General features: G+C 65.4%; 18 protein-coding genes. 15 read left to right on the forward strand and 3 right to left on the reverse strand.

Annotated elements, in window-relative coordinates:
• Positions 1-21: 21 nt before the first annotated feature.
• The 3 genes from infB to rbfA all read left to right on the forward strand — a co-directional run bounded on the left by infB (position 22) and on the right by rbfA (position 4,093).
• Positions 22-2,838 (forward strand): translation initiation factor IF-2, encoded by a 2,817-nt coding sequence (gene infB / locus V7066_RS17890; RefSeq protein WP_334184341.1) that lies wholly within the window; start codon positions 22-24, stop codon positions 2,836-2,838.
• 236 nt (positions 2,839-3,074) lie between these two features.
• Positions 3,075-3,608: a DUF1697 domain-containing protein gene (locus V7066_RS17895; protein WP_334184342.1), complete on the forward strand. Its 534-nt coding sequence runs from the start codon at positions 3,075-3,077 to the stop codon at positions 3,606-3,608.
• A gap of 89 nt (positions 3,609-3,697) precedes the next feature.
• The gene (gene rbfA / locus V7066_RS17900; protein ID WP_334184343.1) at positions 3,698-4,093 is read left to right on the forward strand and encodes a 30S ribosome-binding factor RbfA; all 396 of its coding nucleotides are present in this window, start codon (positions 3,698-3,700) and stop codon (positions 4,091-4,093) included.
• A gap of 30 nt (positions 4,094-4,123) precedes the next feature.
• Here the strand turns inward: rbfA and V7066_RS17905 are convergent, their stop codons facing one another.
• Positions 4,124-5,653, reverse strand: a complete 1,530-nt coding sequence (locus V7066_RS17905; protein WP_334184344.1) for a DUF1963 domain-containing protein — start codon at positions 5,651-5,653, stop codon at positions 4,124-4,126.
• A 177-nt stretch (positions 5,654-5,830) separates the two neighbouring features.
• Between V7066_RS17905 and V7066_RS17910 the strand changes: the two genes are divergently transcribed.
• The 5 genes from V7066_RS17910 to pnp all read left to right on the forward strand — a co-directional run bounded on the left by V7066_RS17910 (position 5,831) and on the right by pnp (position 10,997).
• Complete coding sequence (locus V7066_RS17910) at positions 5,831-6,421, forward strand: thymidine kinase (RefSeq protein ID WP_334184345.1); 591 nt, start codon at positions 5,831-5,833, stop codon at positions 6,419-6,421.
• Between the two features lie 53 nt (positions 6,422-6,474).
• Entirely contained in the window at positions 6,475-7,161 is a 687-nt protein-coding gene (locus V7066_RS17915; RefSeq protein ID WP_334184346.1) for a site-2 protease family protein, read from the forward strand.
• Between the two features lie 56 nt (positions 7,162-7,217).
• Entirely contained in the window at positions 7,218-8,174 is a 957-nt protein-coding gene (gene truB / locus V7066_RS17920; protein WP_334184347.1) for a tRNA pseudouridine(55) synthase TruB, read from the forward strand.
• A gap of 6 nt (positions 8,175-8,180) precedes the next feature.
• Positions 8,181-8,450 carry a 30S ribosomal protein S15 gene (gene rpsO, locus V7066_RS17925; protein ID WP_132265086.1) on the forward strand — a complete coding sequence of 90 codons (270 nt, stop codon included), beginning with the start codon at positions 8,181-8,183 and terminating at the stop codon, positions 8,448-8,450.
• A gap of 231 nt (positions 8,451-8,681) precedes the next feature.
• A complete protein-coding gene (gene pnp / locus V7066_RS17930) occupies positions 8,682-10,997 on the forward strand; it encodes a polyribonucleotide nucleotidyltransferase (protein ID WP_334184348.1) in 2,316 nt (771 codons plus the stop codon).
• 246 nt (positions 10,998-11,243) lie between these two features.
• Here the strand turns inward: pnp and V7066_RS17935 are convergent, their stop codons facing one another.
• A complete protein-coding gene (locus V7066_RS17935) occupies positions 11,244-12,554 on the reverse strand; it encodes a sensor domain-containing diguanylate cyclase (protein WP_334184349.1) in 1,311 nt (436 codons plus the stop codon).
• A 170-nt stretch (positions 12,555-12,724) separates the two neighbouring features.
• Positions 12,725-13,354, reverse strand: coding sequence for an SOS response-associated peptidase family protein (locus V7066_RS17940; protein ID WP_334184350.1), 630 nt, complete (start codon positions 13,352-13,354; stop codon positions 12,725-12,727).
• A 233-nt stretch (positions 13,355-13,587) separates the two neighbouring features.
• Between V7066_RS17940 and thiC the strand changes: the two genes are divergently transcribed.
• From thiC to V7066_RS17975, 7 genes are all read left to right on the forward strand, one after another.
• Positions 13,588-15,471 (forward strand): phosphomethylpyrimidine synthase ThiC, encoded by a 1,884-nt coding sequence (gene thiC / locus V7066_RS17945; RefSeq protein WP_334184351.1) that lies wholly within the window; start codon positions 13,588-13,590, stop codon positions 15,469-15,471.
• Between the two features lie 127 nt (positions 15,472-15,598).
• Positions 15,599-15,895 carry a hypothetical protein gene (locus tag V7066_RS17950; RefSeq protein ID WP_334184352.1) on the forward strand — a complete coding sequence of 99 codons (297 nt, stop codon included), beginning with the start codon at positions 15,599-15,601 and terminating at the stop codon, positions 15,893-15,895.
• Positions 15,892-16,659 carry a DUF72 domain-containing protein gene (locus tag V7066_RS17955; RefSeq protein ID WP_334184353.1) on the forward strand — a complete coding sequence of 256 codons (768 nt, stop codon included), beginning with the start codon at positions 15,892-15,894 and terminating at the stop codon, positions 16,657-16,659. The genes V7066_RS17950 and V7066_RS17955 overlap by 4 nt, the downstream gene beginning before the upstream one ends.
• Before the next feature lie 1,170 nt (positions 16,660-17,829).
• Positions 17,830-18,438 (forward strand): hypothetical protein, encoded by a 609-nt coding sequence (locus V7066_RS17960; protein ID WP_334184354.1) that lies wholly within the window; start codon positions 17,830-17,832, stop codon positions 18,436-18,438.
• Between the two features lie 101 nt (positions 18,439-18,539).
• Positions 18,540-18,974: a hypothetical protein gene (locus V7066_RS17965; protein WP_334184355.1), complete on the forward strand. Its 435-nt coding sequence runs from the start codon at positions 18,540-18,542 to the stop codon at positions 18,972-18,974.
• A 73-nt stretch (positions 18,975-19,047) separates the two neighbouring features.
• Entirely contained in the window at positions 19,048-19,362 is a 315-nt protein-coding gene (locus tag V7066_RS17970) for a YciI-like protein (RefSeq protein ID WP_334184356.1), read from the forward strand.
• Positions 19,359-19,745 (forward strand): YybH family protein, encoded by a 387-nt coding sequence (locus V7066_RS17975; protein WP_334184357.1) that lies wholly within the window; start codon positions 19,359-19,361, stop codon positions 19,743-19,745. The genes V7066_RS17970 and V7066_RS17975 overlap by 4 nt, the downstream gene beginning before the upstream one ends.

Genomic DNA, 19,745 nt, shown 5'->3' on the forward strand with positions numbered 1-19,745 from the left:
TCGAAGGGCACGACGAGAGATATGAGCGAGACCGACAACAAACCGACCCTGGGCCGCAAGCCATTGGGGCTTAAGCGTTCCGTGGAAGCCGGTGAGGTCAAGCAGACCTTCAGCCACGGCCGCACCAACAAGGTGGTGGTCGAGGTGAAGCGCCGCAAGGTGCTCGGCAAGTCCGGTTCCGAGGGCGCCGTCGAGGCCGCTCCGGCTCCGCAGGCGCCCGCGCCGCAGGCTGCCGCACCGCAGCCTGCCCCGCAGCGCCCCGCGCCGCCGCCGGCTCCGCCGCGCCGCCCGATTCCCTCGAACGAGACTCCGCAGGAACGAGTCGCTCGTCTTCAGCGCGAGGCCGAGGAAGCCCGTCTCGCCGCGCTTGAGGAAGCGAATCGTCGCGAGCACGAAGAGAAGGTGCGCGCCATCGAGGAAGAGAAGCGCCGCGCCGAAGAAAATCGCGCCCAGGAAAGCAAGCGCGTGGAAGAAGAGGCTGCCCGCGCGGCCGAAGCTCAGGCTGCCCAGGAAGCGCCTGCCGCTGCCCCGGAAGCCCCGGCCGAAGCGCCCGCCGAGGCTGCTGCTCCGGAAGCTCCGGCACCCGTTGCCGAAACGCCCGCGCCTGCTGCCGAAGCTGCCACCGAGGCTCCCGCAAAGGCTCCCGCCACCGAGGCGCCTGCCGCCAAGGCTCCGGCTCCGGCCGCACCCGTGGCCGCTCCGGCGCCCGCGCCGCGCCGCTTCACTCCGGTCGCGCGCCCTCAGCCGGTGCGCAAGCCCGAGGCTCCCGCTGCCGCTCCGGCAGCTCCGGCCTCGGCTCCGGCTGCTGCAAGCCCCGCCGCGCCGGCCGCCAATACCGGCGGTTCCACCGCGCCCAAGGCGCCTGCCGGCGTCAAGAAGACCAGCGCTCCGCCGCCGCGAAGCACCCCTGAGCGTGACCGCAAGGGCGGCGACCGCCGTCAGTCGGGCAAGCTCACGGTCAACCGTGCGCTGAACGACGACGAGGGCGCCCGCGCCCGTTCGCTCGCCGCGCTCAAGCGCGCCCGCGAGAAGGAACGCCGTGCGCACTTCGGCGGCCAGTCGCAGCAGCGTGAAAAGCAGGTCCGCGACGTGATCGTTCCCGAGGCGATCACCGTGCAGGAACTGGCGAACCGCATGGCCGAAAAGGGCGCCGACCTGGTGAAGGCGATGTTCAAGATGGGCATGATGGTCACCGTCAACCAGACGATCGACCAGGATACCGCCGAACTGCTCGTCACCGAATTCGGCCACAACATCCAGCGCGTTTCGGACAGCGATGTCGACATCGATACCTCGGTGGACGTCGATGCACCCGAAACCCTGAAGTCGCGTCCGCCCGTCGTCGCCATCATGGGCCACGTCGACCACGGCAAGACCTCGCTGCTCGATGCCCTGCGCGGCACCGACGTGGTGAAGGGCGAAGCCGGCGGCATCACGCAGCACATGGGCGCCTACCAGATCAAGACCAAGGGCGGCGATCTCGTCACCTTCCTTGATACGCCGGGCCACGCCGCCTTCACGCAGATGCGTATGCGCGGTGCCAACGTGACGGACATCGTGATCCTGGTGGTCGCCGCCGACGACGGCATCATGCCGCAGACGATCGAGGCCATCAATCACACCAAGGCCGCCGGCGTGCCGATGATCGTGGCGATCAACAAGATCGACAAGCACGAAGCCAACGCCCAGCGCGTCCGCGAGCGTCTGCTTGAGCACGAGGTCGTCGTCGAGGCGATGTCGGGCGACGTGCAGGACGTCGAGATCTCGGCCAAGACCGGCAAGGGTCTGGACGAACTGATCGAGAAGATCCTGCTCCAGGCCGAACTCATGGAGCTGAAGGCCAACCCCGACCGCGAGGCCGAGGCGACCGTGATCGAAGCCAAGCTCGACAAGGGCAAGGGCCCGCTGGCGACCGTGCTGGTCAACCGCGGCACCCTGAAGGTCGGCGACATCCTCGTCGTCGGCACCGAGAGCGGCCGCGTGCGTGCGATGCTCGACGACAAGGGCCGTCAGGTGAAGGCGGCTCCGCCGTCGATGCCGGTCGAAGTCCTCGGTATCGGCGGCGTGCCGATGGCCGGCGACCTGCTGACCGTGGTCGAAAGCGAACAGCGTGCCCGCGAGGTCTCGTCCTACCGTCAGGAACAGGCGACCGCCAAGCGCACCGCCACGGCGCCCGCCAGCCTCGACACGATGTTCTCGGCACTGGCTGCCAAGCAGAACGTCATCGAGTACCCGGTGGTGGTCAAGGCGGACGTGCAGGGCTCGGTCGAAGCGATCAACTCGGCGCTTCACGCCCTGTCGAACGACGAGATCAAGGTCCGCATCCTGCACTCGGGCGTCGGTGCCATCACCGAAACCGACGTGGCCCTGGCTTCGGCCTCGGGCGCGCCGATCGTGGGCTTCAACGTCCGCCCGAACGCCAAGGCGCGCGAGCAGATCGAGAAGACCAAGACGCCGATGATGTACTACGACGTCATCTACGAGCTGACCGCCGAGGTCGCGAAGCAGATGGCCGGCATCTGGGGTCCCGAGCGGATCGAAACCGTCGTCGGCCGCGCCGAAGTCAAGCAGGTCTTCCCGGCCGGCAAGCGCGACAAGGCGGCAGGTCTGCTGGTGGTCGAAGGCTACATCCGCAAGGGTCTCAGCGCGCGTCTCACCCGCAACGACGTCATCGTTTCGGCCACGACGATCTCCTCGCTGCGCCGCTTCAAGGACGACGTGGACGAAGTGCGCGCCGGTCTGGAATGCGGTGTCGTGCTGGCCGACACGAACGACATCAAGGCGGGCGACCACCTCGAAGTCTTCGAAGTCAGCCACCGCGAGCGTACCGTCGGCTGATAATCGGTGCCCGTATCAAGCGGGCGCCGGCCGAAAGCTCAAGGACGGCCATCGTCGGGCGACAAGCCCGGCGGTGGCCGCCTTCGTTTCGGGCGCGGTTCGGGGAAAGGGCGTCGCATAGGCAGAGCGTTCGCCAACGCTCTTGTCGATGAAGCGGTGACGCGGGCCGGATGCGGTTGTCTGGGAGCGCTCACCTGCGTGACGATACTAACGCCAATAGGACTGATGATACTGCGATGACCCGCTACTGCGCCTTTTTCGAATCCCTGACCGTTCGCGGCGATCGTCTGTCGATGGCGGACTTGCGCTATGCCTTCGAGCGTGAGGAACTGGAGAATGCCGAGACGGTGATCTCCAGCGGCAATGTCCTGTTCGATTACGAGGATCGGCCGAGCGAGGGTCTGGAAGACCTGCTGGCCTATCTGATGCGCGACCGGTTCGACATGCAGGCCTTCGTCGCGGTGCGCACGCGCGAGGAGATTCGCCTGTCGGTGGAGGCGAACCCGTTCGCGGGGGAGAGCGGCGACAGTTTCGTGCACACCGTGCTGCTGTCCGGCCAGCCGAATCAGGATCGGTTCGATCGGCTCGTGGCCGATCACGGCTCGCTGGGCGGCGAGCGTCTGGCGCTGGGCACGCGTTGCCTGTTCGTCGATTATGCCCGTCCGCCTGCGGAGAGCCTGCTGACGATGGACTTCATCGAGAAGCGCCTCGGCTGTCGCGGTACGGCGCGAAACGTGCGCTCGCTGGCGCGGATCGTCGCCAAAATGTGAAAAAACGGTGTATCAAACCGGACCGGAGCGGTCTGGAGCCGTAATCACTTGTTGCAAAATGCGGTGATCCGCCCACATGGGACAAAGCCATGGTACGCCAGCAAGTCACGCCCGAGCAGCACTCCGTCCGCCTTCTGAAGGTGGGTGAACAGGTGCGTCACGTCCTTTCCGAAATCCTCATGCGCCAGCAGGTCCACGACGCCACGCTGAGCGCGCATTCGGTGTCCGTCACCGAAGTGCGCATGACGCCCGATCTGCGCATTGCGACGGTCTATGTGAAGCCCCTGCTGGGCGAGGACGAGGAAGTGGTGCTCAAGGCGCTGCGTACGCATACGGCCTTTTTCCAGCGCGAAGTCGCGCAGCGGCTGAAGCTCAAGTTCGCCGCCAAGATTCGCTTCCTTCCGGACGAGACCTTCGACGAAGCCAGCCGTATCGATGCGCTGCTCAACGATCCGCGCGTGAAGCGGGATCTCGAGGAGAATTGAGGCCTAGCCGGCGTCAGCCGGTCTCGAACCTCAGCCGGTCTCGAAGCTCAGGCTGACGCGGTCCCAGCGGTGCCTCTCCAGATCGGCGGGCTTTATCCGGAACTGGTAGAGCCCGGTTTCGGACCAGTTCCATTCCATCATGTCGTCATGGGCGAGTTGCAGGAGCAACACGTCGCCATGCCGGTCCTCCTGTGCGGCGCGGCCGCCGGGGCAGAACAGGCCGTGCTGGTGACGGCCCGCAAGCCGGTATCCGGCATTGATGCGCGCCAGTTCCGCATCGCTGATGTGCGCCAGCGCCTCCGGAGGACCGGAGATCATGGCGCGTAAGGTAAGCGTCGCCAGTTCCGGCAGGTCTTTCGGCGCATAGGCCCGCACCAGGTCGGCGCAGTCACGCTCGACATGGGCCAGCACGTCGCGAAGCACGGCGAATTCCTCGCTCGTCAGCGGCACCCAGGGATCGCGGTCTTCCGTGAAGCGGTCCATTGCGTCCGAGACTTCGGCCAGCGCTTCCTGTTGTGTCCTGTGCTCCTTTAGGCGGGCGCCCTCGCGGTCGAATGCGCGCTGTGCGGTTTCGAGCAGCAAGGCCGTTGCCGCGGGATCTGCGCCGAGCAGTTCCAGATCCTCGCGCGCATCGCTCGTGCGGGCCATGCGCCTGTCGGCCAGTCGCAAGGCTGCGTGGAGCGCGAGACGATAGCAGTCCGCAAGCTGGATCGCGCCGTGCCACCAGATCCGATCGACCGGCTCGGCCGCCGCCAAGGGGCCGCCGCGCAGCGGATAGCGCCGGGCCAGCCAGGCGGAGATCGCTTGCGCCACGGCCTCCTCGTTTCCTGCCGGTCCGGCCGCGCGCCCGTCGTCCGGCAGGTCGACGGCAGACGGGTCGACCGGCCAGAACGGGAAGAAGCCATGCTCGAAGTCTTCCGGCGGGCTGGTGAAATCGTGATTCCCGGCAGGCACCGGCACCACCGCGCCGGTGCCGAGGAAGAACGCCAGCGAACCGGCGGGGGGCAGCGGCGCTTCGGGGCAGGCTCCGGCGATTTCCGCCAGATCGATCTGGGCGGCGAACGGAAGCGCCGTCCCGTCGCGGTCACGCGGCCAGGGGGCGTTTCCCAGTCGGGGCAGGCCGCCCAGCCAACTGGGATCGCCGAACCAGTCGCGGGAGCGCAGGCGCGGCTTGCGGACCAGCACGATCGGGCGGGAAAGCGCTACTTTCGTATCGGCGCCCTGAGGACGGCCGATACGGTGCTCATCGCCAAGGGAGGTGGCCAGCGGTTCAGGCCTCCAGACCGGCGCGGGCAGGGGCACGGGGCCTCGGCGGCCCGGCCCCGAACGAAGCGGCAGGGCCAGTACCGGCAGGCAGAGCAGGGCGCCCAGCACCAGCGGTCCGGCGACGGCGCCCTTGTAGCCGAGGATCGCCACGAGGCCTGCCGCGCCGCCATCGAGGAAAGTCGCCGTCTCCCGCCACCCGCCTGCGGCCGAGGAGGCGAGCGGGGCATCGATGACGTAGCCGGAAACCAGTCCGGCCAGCGTGACGATCACGGCGACGGCGATCCACCTTATCATGCCCAACTCCCCGTCAAGCTCGCTTCCGGACCTTGATCCGCCCGAACCTATGGCCGGAACCCGTGGCCGCAACTTCGGGCCTGCGGGATTAGATAACGCCGGGCATTTTCATTCAAGCGGGGACAATCGCCGCAAGTGCGGTGCGGGGCGGCAAGGGGCATGTTATCCCCAACAACGATGGCTAAACTCTATTTCTACTATGCCAGCATGAATGCCGGGAAGTCGGCGACTTTGCTTCAGGCGAACTTCAACTATCACGAGCGGGGCATGCGCACGATGCTGTGGACCGCCGGGATCGACGACCGCAGCGGCGAACGCGGCGAGGATTTCGCGATCGAGAGCCGCATCGGCCTTCATGCCCAGGCGCATCGCTTCCAGCCGGATACCGATCTGGTCGCCCAGGTTCGCGCCGCTCACGCGGTGGAGCCGCTGTCCTGCATCCTCGTGGACGAGGCGCAGTTCCTCACTCCGGAGCAGGCGTGGCAATGCGCCCATGTCGCCGATCGCGAGAACATTCCGGTGCTCTGCTATGGCCTGCGCACCGATTTCCGGGGCGAGCTGTTCCCCGGATCGGCGGTACTGCTGGGTATCGCCGATGCCCTGATCGAGTTGAAGGCCGTGTGCCACTGCGGCCGCAAGGCGACGATGAACTTGCGCGTCGATGGCGCAGGCGCCGCGGTGCGCGAGGGCGCGCAGACCGAGATCGGCGGCAACGACCGCTACGTCGCGCTCTGCCGCAAGCATTTCGGCGAGGCCATGGGGCGATGAAGGAGGGCGTCGAACGCATTGCGCACGGCCCTCTGCACACCTAGATCACGAGCATGAACCAGACCCTGCTGGACGCTGCCGCGCTCATCGTTCCCCTGATCCTCGCCATCGTCTTCCATGAAGTCTCGCATGGCTGGACCGCGCTGGCGCTGGGGGATCCGACCGCGCAGGAAGAGCGCCGCCTCTCGCTCAATCCCCTGCGGCATGTCGATCCGTTCGGGACGGTGATCCTGCCGGGCACTCTCGCACTGGCGGGGGCGCCGATCTTCGGATGGGCCAAGCCCGTGCCGGTCAATCGCTGGCGCCTGCGCGATCCGCGCCGGGGCATGATGGTCGTGGCGGCGGCGGGACCGGGGTCCAATCTCGTGCTGGCGGCGGTCGGCGCGGTGCTGCTGGGGCTGGTGGTGCGGTTCGCGGGATCGGCGGACAGCGCGGTGCTGGAGTTCATCGCCAAGAACTTCTTCAACTTCATTAGGGTAAACGTGTTCCTCGCGCTGTTCAACCTGCTGCCGATCCCACCGTTCGACGGGTCGCACATCGTCGAGGGGCTGCTGCCGCGCGGGTTGGCCGAAGGCTATGCGCGGCTGCGCCCTTACGGGTTCCCGCTGCTGATCGTGCTGCTGCTGGTGGTGCCCTACTTCTTTCCGCAGTGGGGCATCGTCGGCAGGCTGGTCGTGCCGCCGGTCATGTGGGCGACGGGACACTACTTCGCGCTGGCCCAGTTCGTAGCGGGGGTTTGACGCCCGGCGCGATCGCAGGCGTTGACAAAACCGGCCCGCACGACTTGGGGAGGGGCATGACTTCCGCTCCCGCAACCCGCCCGGCCCCTCATGGCTGGATCATCCTCGACAAGCCGCTTGGCCTCGGTTCCACGCAGGCGGTCGCCGCCGTGAAGCGCAACTTGCGCGAGGCGGGCTATGGCAAGAAGGTGAAGGTCGGCCACGGCGGCACGCTCGACCCGCTGGCCACCGGCATCCTGCCCGTGGCGTTGGGCGAGGCAACCAAGCTGGCGGGTCGGATGCTCGATGCCAGCAAGATCTACGAGTTTACCATTCAGTTCGGCCGACAGACCGACACCTTGGATCTCGAAGGCAAGGTCGTGGCTACGAGCGACTTTCAGCCGGGTTTCGGTGCTGTCGAATCAATCGTGCAAGAGCGCTTCACGGGTGAAATCGATCAGATTCCGCCAGCATACTCGGCGATCAAGGTCGATGGAGAGAGAGCCTATGACTTGGCCAGGGCCGGGGAAGAGGTGCAACTCAAGTCTCGCAGGGTTACGATTTTCGAATGGGAATACCTCGCCGAGGGCTTCGTCGGTGAATGGGATGCCAGCGAGCAATACGTTACGTTGCGGGTGAAAGTTTCCAAGGGAACTTACATTCGCAGCCTCGCGCGCGACATCGCAATGGCTCTTGGCACGGTGGGTCATGTCACCATGCTGCGCCGCGTAAAGGCCGGTCCGTTCGACCTGTCTCACGCGATTTCGCTGGACAAATTGAACGAAATCGGCAAGGGCGCTGCGCTTGAACAGATACTCTTGCCACTTGAGGTGGGGCTGGACGACATCCCGGCCATCGACCTCGGTTCGGAGCAGGCAAGAGCGGTCCGCCAGGGCCGTGTTCTGACCGAACTGCCCCATGAAGACGGGCTCTACTGGGCGCGAGAAGGGATCACTCCCGTCGCGCTGATGGAGCTTTCGGGCGGAGAAGCCCGCGTCGTCAGAGGGTTCAACCTATCGGATGTCGCGGAGTAAAGTACTATGTCGGTTACCGCTGAAAAGAAGCAGGACATCATTTCGGACAACGCACGCGTCGCTGGCGACACGGGCAGCCCGGAAGTTCAGGTCGCGATCCTCACCGAGCGCATCCGCAACCTGACCGAGCACTTCAAGGCTCACCACAAGGACAACCACTCGCGTCGCGGTCTGCTGGCCATGGTCAACAAGCGCCGCTCGCTGCTCGACTACCTGAAGAAGAAGGACGTCGCGCGGTACAACTCGCTGATCCAGAAGCTGGGTCTGCGTAAGTAAGACTTAACGGGAAGCGGCCCCTAGCGGGCCGCTTCTTGCATTAGGAGCGTTTTCTAATCGGGTGGGATCACCTGATGACTCGGAAAACGCGGCAAGACAAAAACCAAGGGTACGTCCGCAATCCGGCGGAGGACCCAGGAAGCCCAAAGCGGCTCCACACCGGACCGGGACGGCATACCCGGCAGTAAACCCCGCCGCGCAATAGGGCCGGTGGGCTGAGGAAAACCTCTTATGTTCGACGTCAAAACCGTAAGCATGGAGTGGGGCGGCAAGACCCTCACTCTCGAAACCGGCCGCGTGGCCCGTCAGGCCGACGGCGCGGTCCTCGCCACCTACGGCGAAACGGTCGTGCTCTGCGCGGTTACCGCCGCCAAGTCGGTGAAGGAAGGCCAGGACTTCTTCCCGCTGACCGTGCACTACCAGGAAAAGTTTTCGGCCGCCGGCCGCATTCCGGGTGGCTTCTTCAAGCGTGAACGCGGCGCCACCGAAAAGGAAACGCTGACCAGCCGCCTGATCGACCGTCCGGTCCGCCCGCTGTTCCCCGAAGGTTTCTACAACGAAATCAACGTCATCGCCCAGGTCCTGAGCTTTGACGGCGAAACCGAGGCCGACATCGTTGCGATGATCGCCGCTTCGGCCGCACTGACCATCTCGGGCGTGCCCTTCATGGGCCCGATCGGCGCCGCTCGCGTCGGCTTCGTCGACGGCGAATACACGCTGAACCCGAAGCAGACCGCCGCTCTCACCGACGGCCGCCTGGACCTCGTCGTCGCCGCCACCGGCGATGCCGTGATGATGGTCGAATCGGAAGCCAAGGAGCTGACCGAGGAAGAGATGCTTGGTGCCGTCGTGTTCGCGCATGACGAGATCAAGAAGGTCGTCGACCTCATCATCGACCTGGCCGAAGTTGCCGCCAAGGAACCTTGGGATGTCGACCTGTCGGACAACACCGCCGACATCAAGGCGAAGCTCAAGAAGGCCGTCGGCAAGGACGTCACCGCTGCCTACAAGCTGACCGACAAGTCGAAGCGCTCCAACGCCCTGAACGCCGCGCGCGCCAAGGCCAAGGAAGCTTTCGCGGACGAAACGCCGCAGACGCAGATGGTCGCCATCAAGACCATGAAGAAGCTGGAAGCGGAAATCGTTCGCGGCGCCATCCTCAAGGACGGCAAGCGCATCGACGGCCGCACGCTGGAGCAGGTCCGCCCGATCGAATCGATGGTCGGCTTCCTGCCGCGCACCCACGGTTCGGCGCTGTTCACCCGCGGTGAAACGCAGGCGATCTGCACCACCACCCTGGGCACCAAGGACGCCGAACAGATGATCGACGGCCTCGAAGGCCTGTCGTACTCGTCGTTCATGCTGCACTACAACTTCCCGCCCTACTCGGTCGGCGAAGTGGGTCGCTTCGGCGCTCCGGGCCGCCGCGAAGTCGGCCACGGCAAGCTGGCATGGCGCGCGCTGCACCCCGTGCTGCCTTCGAAGGAAGACTTCCCCTACACGATCCGCGTTCTCTCGGACATCACCGAGTCGAACGGTTCGTCCTCGATGGCCACCGTCTGCGGCGGTTCGCTGTCGATGATGGACGCTGGCGTGCCGCTGGTCCGTCCGGTCTCGGGCATTGCCATGGGCCTGATCCTGGAAGGCAAGGACTTCGCCGTCCTGTCGGACATCCTGGGTGACGAAGATCACCTCGGCGACATGGACTTCAAGGTTGCGGGCACCGAAGCCGGCATCACCACGATGCAGATGGACATCAAGATCGCGGGCATCACGCGCGAGATCATGGCCAAGGCGCTGGAACAGGCCAAGGCCGGTCGCGCGCACATCCTGGGTGAGATGACCAAGGCCCTGGGTTCGGCTCGCACCGAACTTTCGGCCCACGCACCGCGCATCGAGACGATCCAGATCGACAAGTCGAAGATCCGTGACGTCATCGGCACCGGCGGCAAGGTGATCCGCGAGATCGTTGCCGAAACCGGCGCCAAGGTCGACATCGACGACGAAGGCGTGATCAAGATCTCGTCCTCCGACATCGCCCAGATCGAAGCCGCCAAGAAGTGGATCCTCGGCATCGTCGAGGAAGCGGAAGTCGGCAAGATCTACACCGGCAAGGTCGTCAACATCGTCGACTTCGGTGCCTTCGTGAACTTCATGGGTGGCAAGGACGGCCTCGTCCACGTCTCCGAAATGAAGAACGAGCGCGTCGAAAAGCCGACCGATGTCGTCAAGGAAGGCCAGGAAGTTAAGGTCAAGGTCCTCGAGATCGACCCGCGCGGCAAGGTTCGCCTGTCGATGCGCGTCGTCGACCAGGAAACCGGCGCCGAGCTGGAAGACACCCGTCCGGCCCGCGAACCGCGCGAACCGCGCGGCGATCGTGGCCCGCGCGAGGATCGCGGCGGCGACCGTCGTGGTCCGCGCCGTGACGGCGGCCGTGGCGGCAACGACCGTGGTCCCCGTGGCGATCGCGGTCCCCGCGGTCCGCGCGGCGACAACAACGGCGGTGGCGATCCCGACCACATGCCGGCGTTCCTGAAGGAAGACTGATCCTTCAGCGCTTTCATGAGCCAAAAATAAGAAGGGGCCGCAGCGATGCGGCCCCTTTTTCGTGCTCGTTGTGAAAAGTCCCGATCTTCGTTGCCAAGTCTTCGCCCCCAGACTTCGTCATTGCGAGCGAAGCGAAGCAATCCAGGGCGGCTTTGGACCAACGCTCAGGATCGCCGCGTCGGCTTCACCTCCTTGCAATGACGAGCGGGGCATTGGCGCGCCGCGCGGCCAGAGGGCTGTTCCCCTTCAGTTGGCGGCGGCGAGCCTGGGGGCGGCCTTGTCCTCGCCGCGCTTGCGGCGCGGCGCGGTGGTCACGCGGTTCTTGCCGGCCTGCTTGGCGGCATAGAGGGCCGTGTCGGCCATGGTGACGACGTCGCCCGCGCCCGTCGCCGTTTCCGGAACCGTGGCGACGCCGAATGAGGCGCTGACTTGCGCGCCGTGCGCGGCGGACAGCGCCTCGACCCGCTGGCGCAGCAGTTCGGCCTTGGCGGCGGCATGTTCGAGGCCGCACTTGGGCATGATGACCAGCAGTTCCTCGCCGCCGTAGCGCGCGATCACGTCCGAGGGCCGCAAGGTGCTGACAAGCTGGCCCGCCACGTCGCGCAGCACGGCGTCGCCCTTGGCGTGACCGTGGTCGTCGTTCAGGCGCTTGAAGTTGTCGAGGTCGATCATCAGCACCGAGATCGAGGTGCCTGTGCGCTGCGCCAGGTTGATGTAGCGTTCCAGCGCATCTTCCATGTAGCGCCGGTTGTAGAGGCCGGTCAGCGGATCGCGCAGCGACTGGGTGCGCAACTTCTCGCGCAGGGCGATGTTGGACAGCGCGAGCGAGATCGAATCCGCCAGGGCCCGGGCGATCCGGGTGACGTCCTGAAACTGCGCATGGGCATCGGCGGCCTCGCTGGCGAGAATGAGCAGCCCGAAGACCTGCCCGCGTGCCATCATCGGTACTTCGATGCTGGAAGCCTTGCCCACGGCATGCGGGCAACAGAGCGATTTTCCCCGCCCGTTGTTGTCATCCTCGCGGTGGTTGAGATGCGGTTTGCCGCGCTTGAGCGCCCAGCAGTTCTCGGGAAACAGGGTGGCAGCGGGGGCGAAGCCCGGCCTGCGGCTCCACGATTGCGCCAGATCGAGCCGGTCGCGTGAATTGTTGAAGAGGTAGAGAGCGCCGTCGAGATCGGGCAGCAGCCGTTCCGCGCTGGCCATGAGCACCGCTGCCGCATCCTCGTGGTCGTCGGCGGCCTGCAGCATGTCGGTCATCGCGAACAGCTCTTCGACCTGGCTGCGCGCGGCGCTGGCTTCGGCCGCCAGGGTGAGATGTCCGTCGAGTTCGGCGACGGCGCGCCGCCCATAGCGAATGCCGATAGCCAGCGTGAACAGCGCCGTCATGGCGGCGATTCCTGCGAGAACGCGTGCGGGCGTGCCCTCGGCCAGAAAGCTTCCGGCGGCACAGACCGCGCTGGCGACCTGAACCGCGTGAACCGCCATCCGCCGCGCCATGGTCGTCGCCCCGCCAGACGATACCGGGCCGGGCGATATTATACTGTCGAGATTCCCCATCTGCACCCTGCTTCCGCTCGGAACGGGCAAGGTAATCGCCTGACAGCTAACGAACCGTAACAAACAGCATTAAGATGGAGTTATTATCGATTAACTTCAAGTAATTGGGTCATTGCGTGGGCTTGGATTGGTATGCTTGGCGGTTTCTTTTTCGTCTGTTGGAACCGTTTCTACGCGCCTGCGACCCGCAAAGTCATACGTGAAGAGCTGTAAGGCGCGACCAGCTCGGCAGCCCGCTTCCAGTCGCCGCGCAGCCAGAGGTCATGCGCCTCGGGCGGAAGGATCACCGGCATCGTGTCGCGGCCTTCGGCGCGCAACGCCGCGTTGGCCTCGCAGGTGAGCAGGGCGAAGCTGGGCACTTCGCTGTCCTTCCACACGCCCGCCATCGCGAACAGGGGCTGGTCGGCGGTGCCGAACCAGTTCTGGCGGCGCTTGCCGTCGGTCGGGCTTGTCCTGCCCCATTCCATGAAGGCGGTGGCGGGCACCAGGCAACGGAACTCGCTGTTGCGCAAGTTGCCGATCCAGAACGGGCTTTCGAGATTGCGCACGGTGAGGATGCCGTGGCGGCGCTGATCGAAGGCGGCAGGGGGTGGCGGCACGCCCCAGAGGCGCGGGATCATCCGGCGCGGCAGGCGCTTTTCCGGCCGGGGACCCGCCACGAACTCGCGCCCCATGGTGATGACCGGCGCAAAGCCGCCGCCCGAGACCGAACCGCCGGGCCAGGGATCGTTCCCCGCCTCGGCCCCCATGGCACGGGCGACTTCGCGGGCGGGGGCGTCGAGGCGATAGATGATCGGCATGTCTGTTTCAGGCCCTAGACGGGTGGCCAAGCCACGTCTATCGTTCGGCCATCCCCGGGGAGCTTGTGCCCAAGGCTTTTAAAAGCCGGACGGAAACAAATGGCTGAGAGGGGCAGGTCACGCTGCCCGACCCGTTGAACCTGAACCCGTTAACACGGGCGGAGGGAAGGGCGGGCCACAGGACACTTCTGTCGCGACCTTTCTTTCGTCCATAAGCCGAAGGAAAATCGCTTATGGCCGACATCAATTCCAAATTGGAAATCGGCGTTACTACCGGACCCATTCGCGGGTCGAAGAAGATTCACGTCGGGCCGCTCGGCGTCGCCATGCGGGAAATTCATCTTGAGCCGGGGTCGGGCGAGGCGCCTGTGCGTGTCTACGACACCTCCGGCCCCTACACCGATCCGAATGTCACCATCGATATCGCCGCTGGTCTTGCCGCCAAGCGCCGCGACTGGATTCTCGCACGCGGCGATGTGGAGGACTACGCCGCCCGCGCCGTGAAGCCGGAAGACAACGGCCAGCTCGGCCCGGACCGCTCGGGCGGCGTCCCGGCATTCCCCAACGTCGTGAAGCGCCCGCTGCGTGCGAAGCCGGGCATGAACGTCAGCCAGATGCACTACGCCCGCCGGGGCATCATCACGCCGGAGATGGAATACGTCGCCGAGCGGGAGAACCTCGGCCGCGCGATGCTCAAGGAGTATGCGCGCGACGGTCAGGACTGGGGCGCCGCCATCCCCGACTACGTGACGCCCGAATTCGTGCGCGAGGAAGTGGCGCGCGGCCGGGCGATCATCCCCTCCAACATCAACCACCCCGAAAGCGAGCCGATGGCGATCGGGCGCAATTTCCTGGTCAAGATCAACGCCAATATCGGCAACTCCGCCGTCGCCTCGGACGTGGCGAGCGAAGTGGACAAGATGGTCTGGTCGATCCGCTGGGGCGCGGACACGGTGATGGATCTCTCCACGGGCCGCAACATCCACGACACCCGCGAATGGATCATCCGCAATAGCCCCGTGCCGATCGGCACCGTGCCGATCTATCAGGCGCTGGAGAAGGTCGGCGGCATTGCCGAGGACTTGACCTGGGAAGTCTTCCGCGACACCCTGATCGAACAGGCCGAGCAGGGCGTGGACTACTTCACGATCCACGCCGGTGTGCGCCTGCCCTTCGTGCCGCTTGCGGCGAAGCGCGTGACCGGGATCGTCAGCCGGGGCGGCTCGATCATGGCCAAGTGGTGCCTCGCCCATCACAAGGAATCGTTCCTCTACGAACGCTTCGACGAGATCACCGAGATCATGAAGGTCTACGACGTCGCCTACTCGCTGGGTGACGGGTTGCGCCCCGGCTCGATCGCCGACGCCAATGACGAGGCGCAGTTTGCCGAACTCTACACCCTGGGCGAACTCACCAAGCGCGCCTGGGCGCAGGACGTGCAGGTGATGATCGAGGGTCCGGGCCATGTGCCGATGCACAAGGTGAAGGAGAACATGGAAAAGCAGCTTGAGGCTTGCGGCGAAGCGCCGTTCTACACCCTCGGGCCGCTCGTCACCGACATCGCGCCGGGCTACGACCATATTACCAGCGGCATCGGCGCGGCCATGATCGGCTGGTACGGCACGGCGATGCTCTGCTACGTCACGCCCAAGGAACACCTCGGCCTGCCGGACCGCGACGACGTGAAAGTCGGCGTCGTCACCTACAAGCTGGCCGCCCATGCCGCCGATCTGGCCAAGGGACACCCCGCCGCCAAGGTCCGCGACGATGCGCTTTCGCGCGCCCGTTTCGAGTTCCGCTGGCGCGACCAGTTCAATCTCAGCCTCGATCCCGACACCGCCGAGCAGTACCACGACCAGACGCTACCGGCCGAGGGCGCCAAGTCCGCGCATTTCTGCTCGATGTGCGGGCCGAAGTTCTGCTCGATGAAGATCAGCCAGGAAGTGCGGGACTTCGCCGCCAAGCAGAACCAGCCCTCGACCGGCTTCATCGCCGCCGAGGAAGGCGGCAAGCTGGCCATCGTCGAGGCCGAGGCGGGCATGGCCGAGATGAGCAAGGTGTTCAAGGAAACCGGCAGCGAACTCTACATGGGCGCGGGGGGCCGCGAGCACGACTGAGTTTCGCGAAGCGGGCCGTCGCCCCGAGATCTCTCCGGGGCGACGGCCTTCCCTGCCGAGGGCGAATCTCCTTCGCAGGAATGGTTTACGCTGCTAGGATCGCGCTCCAACAGGAGGCTTCCTTCGCATGTCCCGCAATGCCAATGGCGATTGGATCAAACTCGCCCACGACAGCTACTGGCTCTGGGCCGAGTCCATGATGGTCATGGGCATGCGCACCACCGACATGATGACCGGACGGGGCAGCAACCGCGAAAACGTGCTCATGGTCACCGAGAAGCTCCAGGCCAATGCCGAGCTGGCGATCAAGCTGGCTACCGGAGGCCTGACCTCCCCTGAAAAGACCGCGCACAAGGCCGTTCGCCACTACCGCAAGCGCGTGACCGCCAACCGCCGCCGCCTTTCCCGGCAGAAGACGCGGTGACCGCGGGCGCGCCCGGGGAGGTCCACGTCGGCATCGGCGGCTGGAGCTACGACCCCTGGCGCGAGACTTTCTATCCCAAGGGCGTCTCCAAGGCGCGCGAACTGGAATATCTGGGCAAGCACCTCACTGGCACCGAGATCAACGCCACCTTCTACGGCCGCCAGAAACCGGCCAGCTTCGCCAAGTGGCGCGACACCGTGCCCGAGGGCTTCCGGTTCGCGCTCAAGGGTTCGCGCTACTGCACGAACCGCAAGAACCTGGCCGAGGCGGGCGAGAGCGTCACCAATTTCGTCGAGCAGGGCATCGTCGAACTGGGCGACAAGCTCGGGCCGATCAACTGGCAACTGGCCGCCACCAAGCAGTTCGACCCCGACGAGATCGCCGCCTTCCTTGCCCTGTTGCCGTCCAGGCACGAGGGCCTCGCGCTGCGCCACGCCATCGAACCCCGACACGAGAGCTTCCGTGACCCGGCTTTCCTGGACCTCGTGCGAAAGGCCGGTGTCGCCGTCATCCTGGCGGACAGCCCCAAGTATCCGGCCTTCGAAGACGCGGCCGAGGCAGGCCCCTTCATCTATGCCCGTCTCCAGAACGCGCAATCCGAGATCGAGCAGGGCTACCCGGACGCCGAACTGGACCGCTGGGCCGGACGTGTCCGGGAATGGTCCGAGGCCGGACGCGACGTGTTCACGTTCTTCATCAACGGCGCGAAGGAGAGGGCTCCTGCGGCAGCGATGAAGTTGATCGGGAAGCTCGCGGATCGATGAGGCGGAAGCTTTTTTGATCCGGCCGCAATCTCAGATTTTTAGCTGAAGCCAGCCATTCCGGAACCGCTCCCTTCCGACCCCTCAGGAATCGGAAGGTCGCGCTTAATAGCCGCCTGTCCGGTGCCCACCGCTCGGGAAGAAATGCAGCCTGACCGGAGACGCCCCGTTGCGGACATCAGAAACCAGCGGTAGCATTTGTCCGTGCCACCTTTCTATCTGCCAGCCTTCATGATGCTACAGGCAGTCCAGCCCACGACGGCTATCAATTGCATTGACCTCTCGGTGGCCACTGACCTGCAAAATGAAGAGATCGAGTTGGATGTCTCATTGGTCCAGATCGACGCTCACGACCGCGTGGAAGTGCAACAGGACGGCTGCAGGTTCCCCATCACCGTTTATGAGGGTGGCCCGGCCTTGCTCGACATTGCAGCCGCGTATGTGGATCGTGCTCGGGGTGAAGTTGCTCACGCACGCATCAGAGGTAGAATGGAAATACCTCAAGAGCCGCCATCCGGCTCATTGCCCAGTCATTTGAACTTCCGGCTAACCAATGTCGTTAGAGTGTGGAATGCAGCACCTTGCTGACTTTCTAGCCTTGGCGCACTGTCAGCATATGATCCGAAAATGCATTCTTCGTGCTGCTCTAATGCTGGTTCCTGCGGTAGGATGCGCGTCCGCTGCGCCACCAATGCAAACGAGCGTCTGCGATATTTTGGCGAACCCGCAGCGGTTTCAGAGCAAATCCGTCGAGTTCTCTGCTTTTCGAATGCCTTCATTAGAAGCGCTTGCGGTGTCGGCGGAAAACTGTCGCAACAAGAGCATTGTAGTGGAGGAGCCAACCAGCGGTAGCATCGGCCTATTGCCTGATGATGCGGGGCGATGGCCTTATGCAAAGTTTACAGGGACTGTTGAGGTTACGACGCCGAGCGGTTCTAAAGAACCATTCGTGTTTCTGCTGGACGCAGTTATCAGCGAGCCAGTCTTGCGGAAGACGTCTGGCCCATATCCATGAAGACCGTCTGCTTACCACCCAATTCGGTCATTAGCTTAGATGAGCGGGTTCTCTGAAAACTGCCATTCATCGGATCTTCTTCCTGTTCGCTAGGGGCAAGGTGTGAGGGGATGTGTCGCCATCCGGAACCTCTCGCCCTTCCTTTCGTTTTAGCCGCCATGAAAAGCCTTCTTACCGCATCGGTTCTCGCCGTCGCTCTCGCGGCCTGTTCGTCCGAGCCTGCCAAGGCGCCGGAGCAGCCGGGGGACGCAGCGACCTCTTCCGCCGTTCCGGACGAAACCGTCTCCGAAACGCCTGCCGCTACGTCCCCGGCTCCCGCCTCCGAACCCGCCGATCCCAAGGTGCTTTCGCTGGAGGGGCTGGGCGATCTGAAGATCGGGCAGGCCGTGCCCGCCGGTTCGCATTGGGCCGAGCGCGGGGCGCAGGAGTCCAATGCCTGCCGGACGGTGACGTCGCCGGACTATCCGGGCGTCTATGCCATCGTGGAGAAGGGCAAGGTCCAGCGCATCACGCTCGGCAAGCGGTCCGAGGTGACGCTGGTGGAAGGGATCGGCGTCGGCTCCAGTGAGGCGGACGTGAAGAAGTGGTTCGCCGGCTTCCGCGAGGAGCCGCACAAGTATGAGGCCGCCCCGGCGAAATACCTCACCGCGCCCAACGCCGGGAGCGGCGATCCGGCCTTGCGGTTCGAGATCGGGCAGGACGGCAAGGTCGGGCTGGTCCACATCGGGATGATGCCGGTGCTCGGCTATGTCGAGGGGTGTTCCTGAGGCCTTGGTTCCGGCATTGATAAGGCCGCAGTGACGAAGAAAGCGACCGGCGTCCCTTTCTTCGTTTTCCTACAAGTCCCGTCCTCGCGTAAACCGGCGCGATGACCCGCTGGCCCGCCTACCTTCGCATTCCCGACTTTCTCCCCGTGCCCGTCCGGTCGCGAAGTGACGGCTGGACGCCGGTACGGCAGGGCGAGTTCGTCGGCTGGCTGGCGCAGACGGGATCGGTGGCCGAGGCGGCTACGCGGGTGGGATGCTCGCGGGAAAGCGCCTATCGGCTGCGGCGCAAGGCCGGGGCCGAGCATTTCGCGGCGGCGTGGGACTTCGCGGCATCGGTCGGCGCGCACGATCGTGCTCAGCGGAAGTTCACGGGAACCGACCTTCCGGCTCTGGCGCTCGGGTGCGTTCTGCGGGTGCGGATGCGGCGTGGGCGTTACGCCGGGTGCCTGCTCGTCGCGCGGGATTCCGCGCTTTTGCGGCTGATGGCGCGGCTCGACCGGGCTTGTGCGCCGTTCGACGCGAAGGTGTGGGAATGAGCGGGCGGGGCGACACTTTCTGCACGTTTCGTGTAAAGCCGAGGGTCACACGCCGAAGCACGAAAGCCTTGCGATGAACCACTACCTGCTGACCTATCACCTGGCGCCGGACTATCTGGAGCGCCGCCCGCAGTACCGCGAGCCGCATCTCGCGCTGGCCTGGGCGGCGGTGGAGCGCGGGGAGCTGGTGTTCGGCGGGGCGGTGGAGGATCCGGTGGATACGGCGCTGCTGCTCTTTGCGGGCGAGGGACCGGAAGCCGCGGAGGCTTTCGCCCGCGCCGATCCTTACGTGACCGAGGGCATCGTCGAGCGCTGGACGGTGCGGCGCTGGGCCACGGTCGTTGGCGAGCGGGCGGCCCATCCGGTGCGCGGCGGGGGAGCGGCGTGAGCGCGGCGGAACTCGCGATCCGCACGCGACGTGCGGCGTTCAACCGGGCCATTGCCGAAGGCGACGCCGCCGCTATCGGGCCGATCCTCGCGCGCGACTGCGTGATGGTGACCGGCACCGACAGCGCGCTGATCTCCGGGCGGATGGGGCAGGTGAAAGTCTGGCGGCGGGAGTTCGCAGGCTCGGCGCGGCTGCTCTATACGCGCACGCCGGAGCAGGTCACGGTCTCTCCGGTCGAACCGATCGCGATGGAGCATGGCCGCTGGGAGGGCATAGACAGCACCTCCGACGTGCTGGCGGCATCCGGGACCTATACGGCCAAGTGGCGCGAACTGGGCGGCCAGTGGGTGATCGAGGCGGAAGTCTTCCTGACGCTGGCCTGA

This window comes from Novosphingobium sp. (assembly GCF_036820275.1).
GTDB lineage: Bacteria > Pseudomonadota > Alphaproteobacteria > Sphingomonadales > Sphingomonadaceae > Novosphingobium.

Bases quoted from the DNA above. Each gene is read 5' to 3' on its own strand.
- V7066_RS17915 (WP_334184346.1), top strand. From the start codon at position 6,475: ATGAACCAGACCCTGCTGGACGCTGCCGCGCTCATCGTTCCCCTGATC.
- truB (WP_334184347.1), top strand. From the start codon at position 7,218: ATGACTTCCGCTCCCGCAACCCGCCCGGCCCCTCATGGCTGGATCATC.
- V7066_RS17965 (WP_334184355.1), top strand. From the start codon at position 18,540: ATGACCCGCTGGCCCGCCTACCTTCGCATTCCCGACTTTCTCCCCGTG.
- V7066_RS17895 (WP_334184342.1), top strand. From the start codon at position 3,075: ATGACCCGCTACTGCGCCTTTTTCGAATCCCTGACCGTTCGCGGCGAT.
- V7066_RS17970 (WP_334184356.1), top strand. From the start codon at position 19,048: ATGAACCACTACCTGCTGACCTATCACCTGGCGCCGGACTATCTGGAG.
- V7066_RS17935 (WP_334184349.1), bottom strand. From the start codon at position 12,554: ATGGGGAATCTCGACAGTATAATATCGCCCGGCCCGGTATCGTCTGGC.
- infB (WP_334184341.1), top strand. From the start codon at position 22: ATGAGCGAGACCGACAACAAACCGACCCTGGGCCGCAAGCCATTGGGG.
- pnp (WP_334184348.1), top strand. From the start codon at position 8,682: ATGTTCGACGTCAAAACCGTAAGCATGGAGTGGGGCGGCAAGACCCTC.
- V7066_RS17960 (WP_334184354.1), top strand. From the start codon at position 17,830: ATGAAAAGCCTTCTTACCGCATCGGTTCTCGCCGTCGCTCTCGCGGCC.
- V7066_RS17950 (WP_334184352.1), top strand. From the start codon at position 15,599: ATGTCCCGCAATGCCAATGGCGATTGGATCAAACTCGCCCACGACAGC.
- thiC (WP_334184351.1), top strand. From the start codon at position 13,588: ATGGCCGACATCAATTCCAAATTGGAAATCGGCGTTACTACCGGACCC.
- V7066_RS17940 (WP_334184350.1), bottom strand. From the start codon at position 13,354: ATGCCGATCATCTATCGCCTCGACGCCCCCGCCCGCGAAGTCGCCCGT.
- rpsO (WP_132265086.1), top strand. From the start codon at position 8,181: ATGTCGGTTACCGCTGAAAAGAAGCAGGACATCATTTCGGACAACGCA.
- V7066_RS17910 (WP_334184345.1), top strand. From the start codon at position 5,831: ATGGCTAAACTCTATTTCTACTATGCCAGCATGAATGCCGGGAAGTCG.
- rbfA (WP_334184343.1), top strand. From the start codon at position 3,698: ATGGTACGCCAGCAAGTCACGCCCGAGCAGCACTCCGTCCGCCTTCTG.
- V7066_RS17905 (WP_334184344.1), bottom strand. From the start codon at position 5,653: ATGATAAGGTGGATCGCCGTCGCCGTGATCGTCACGCTGGCCGGACTG.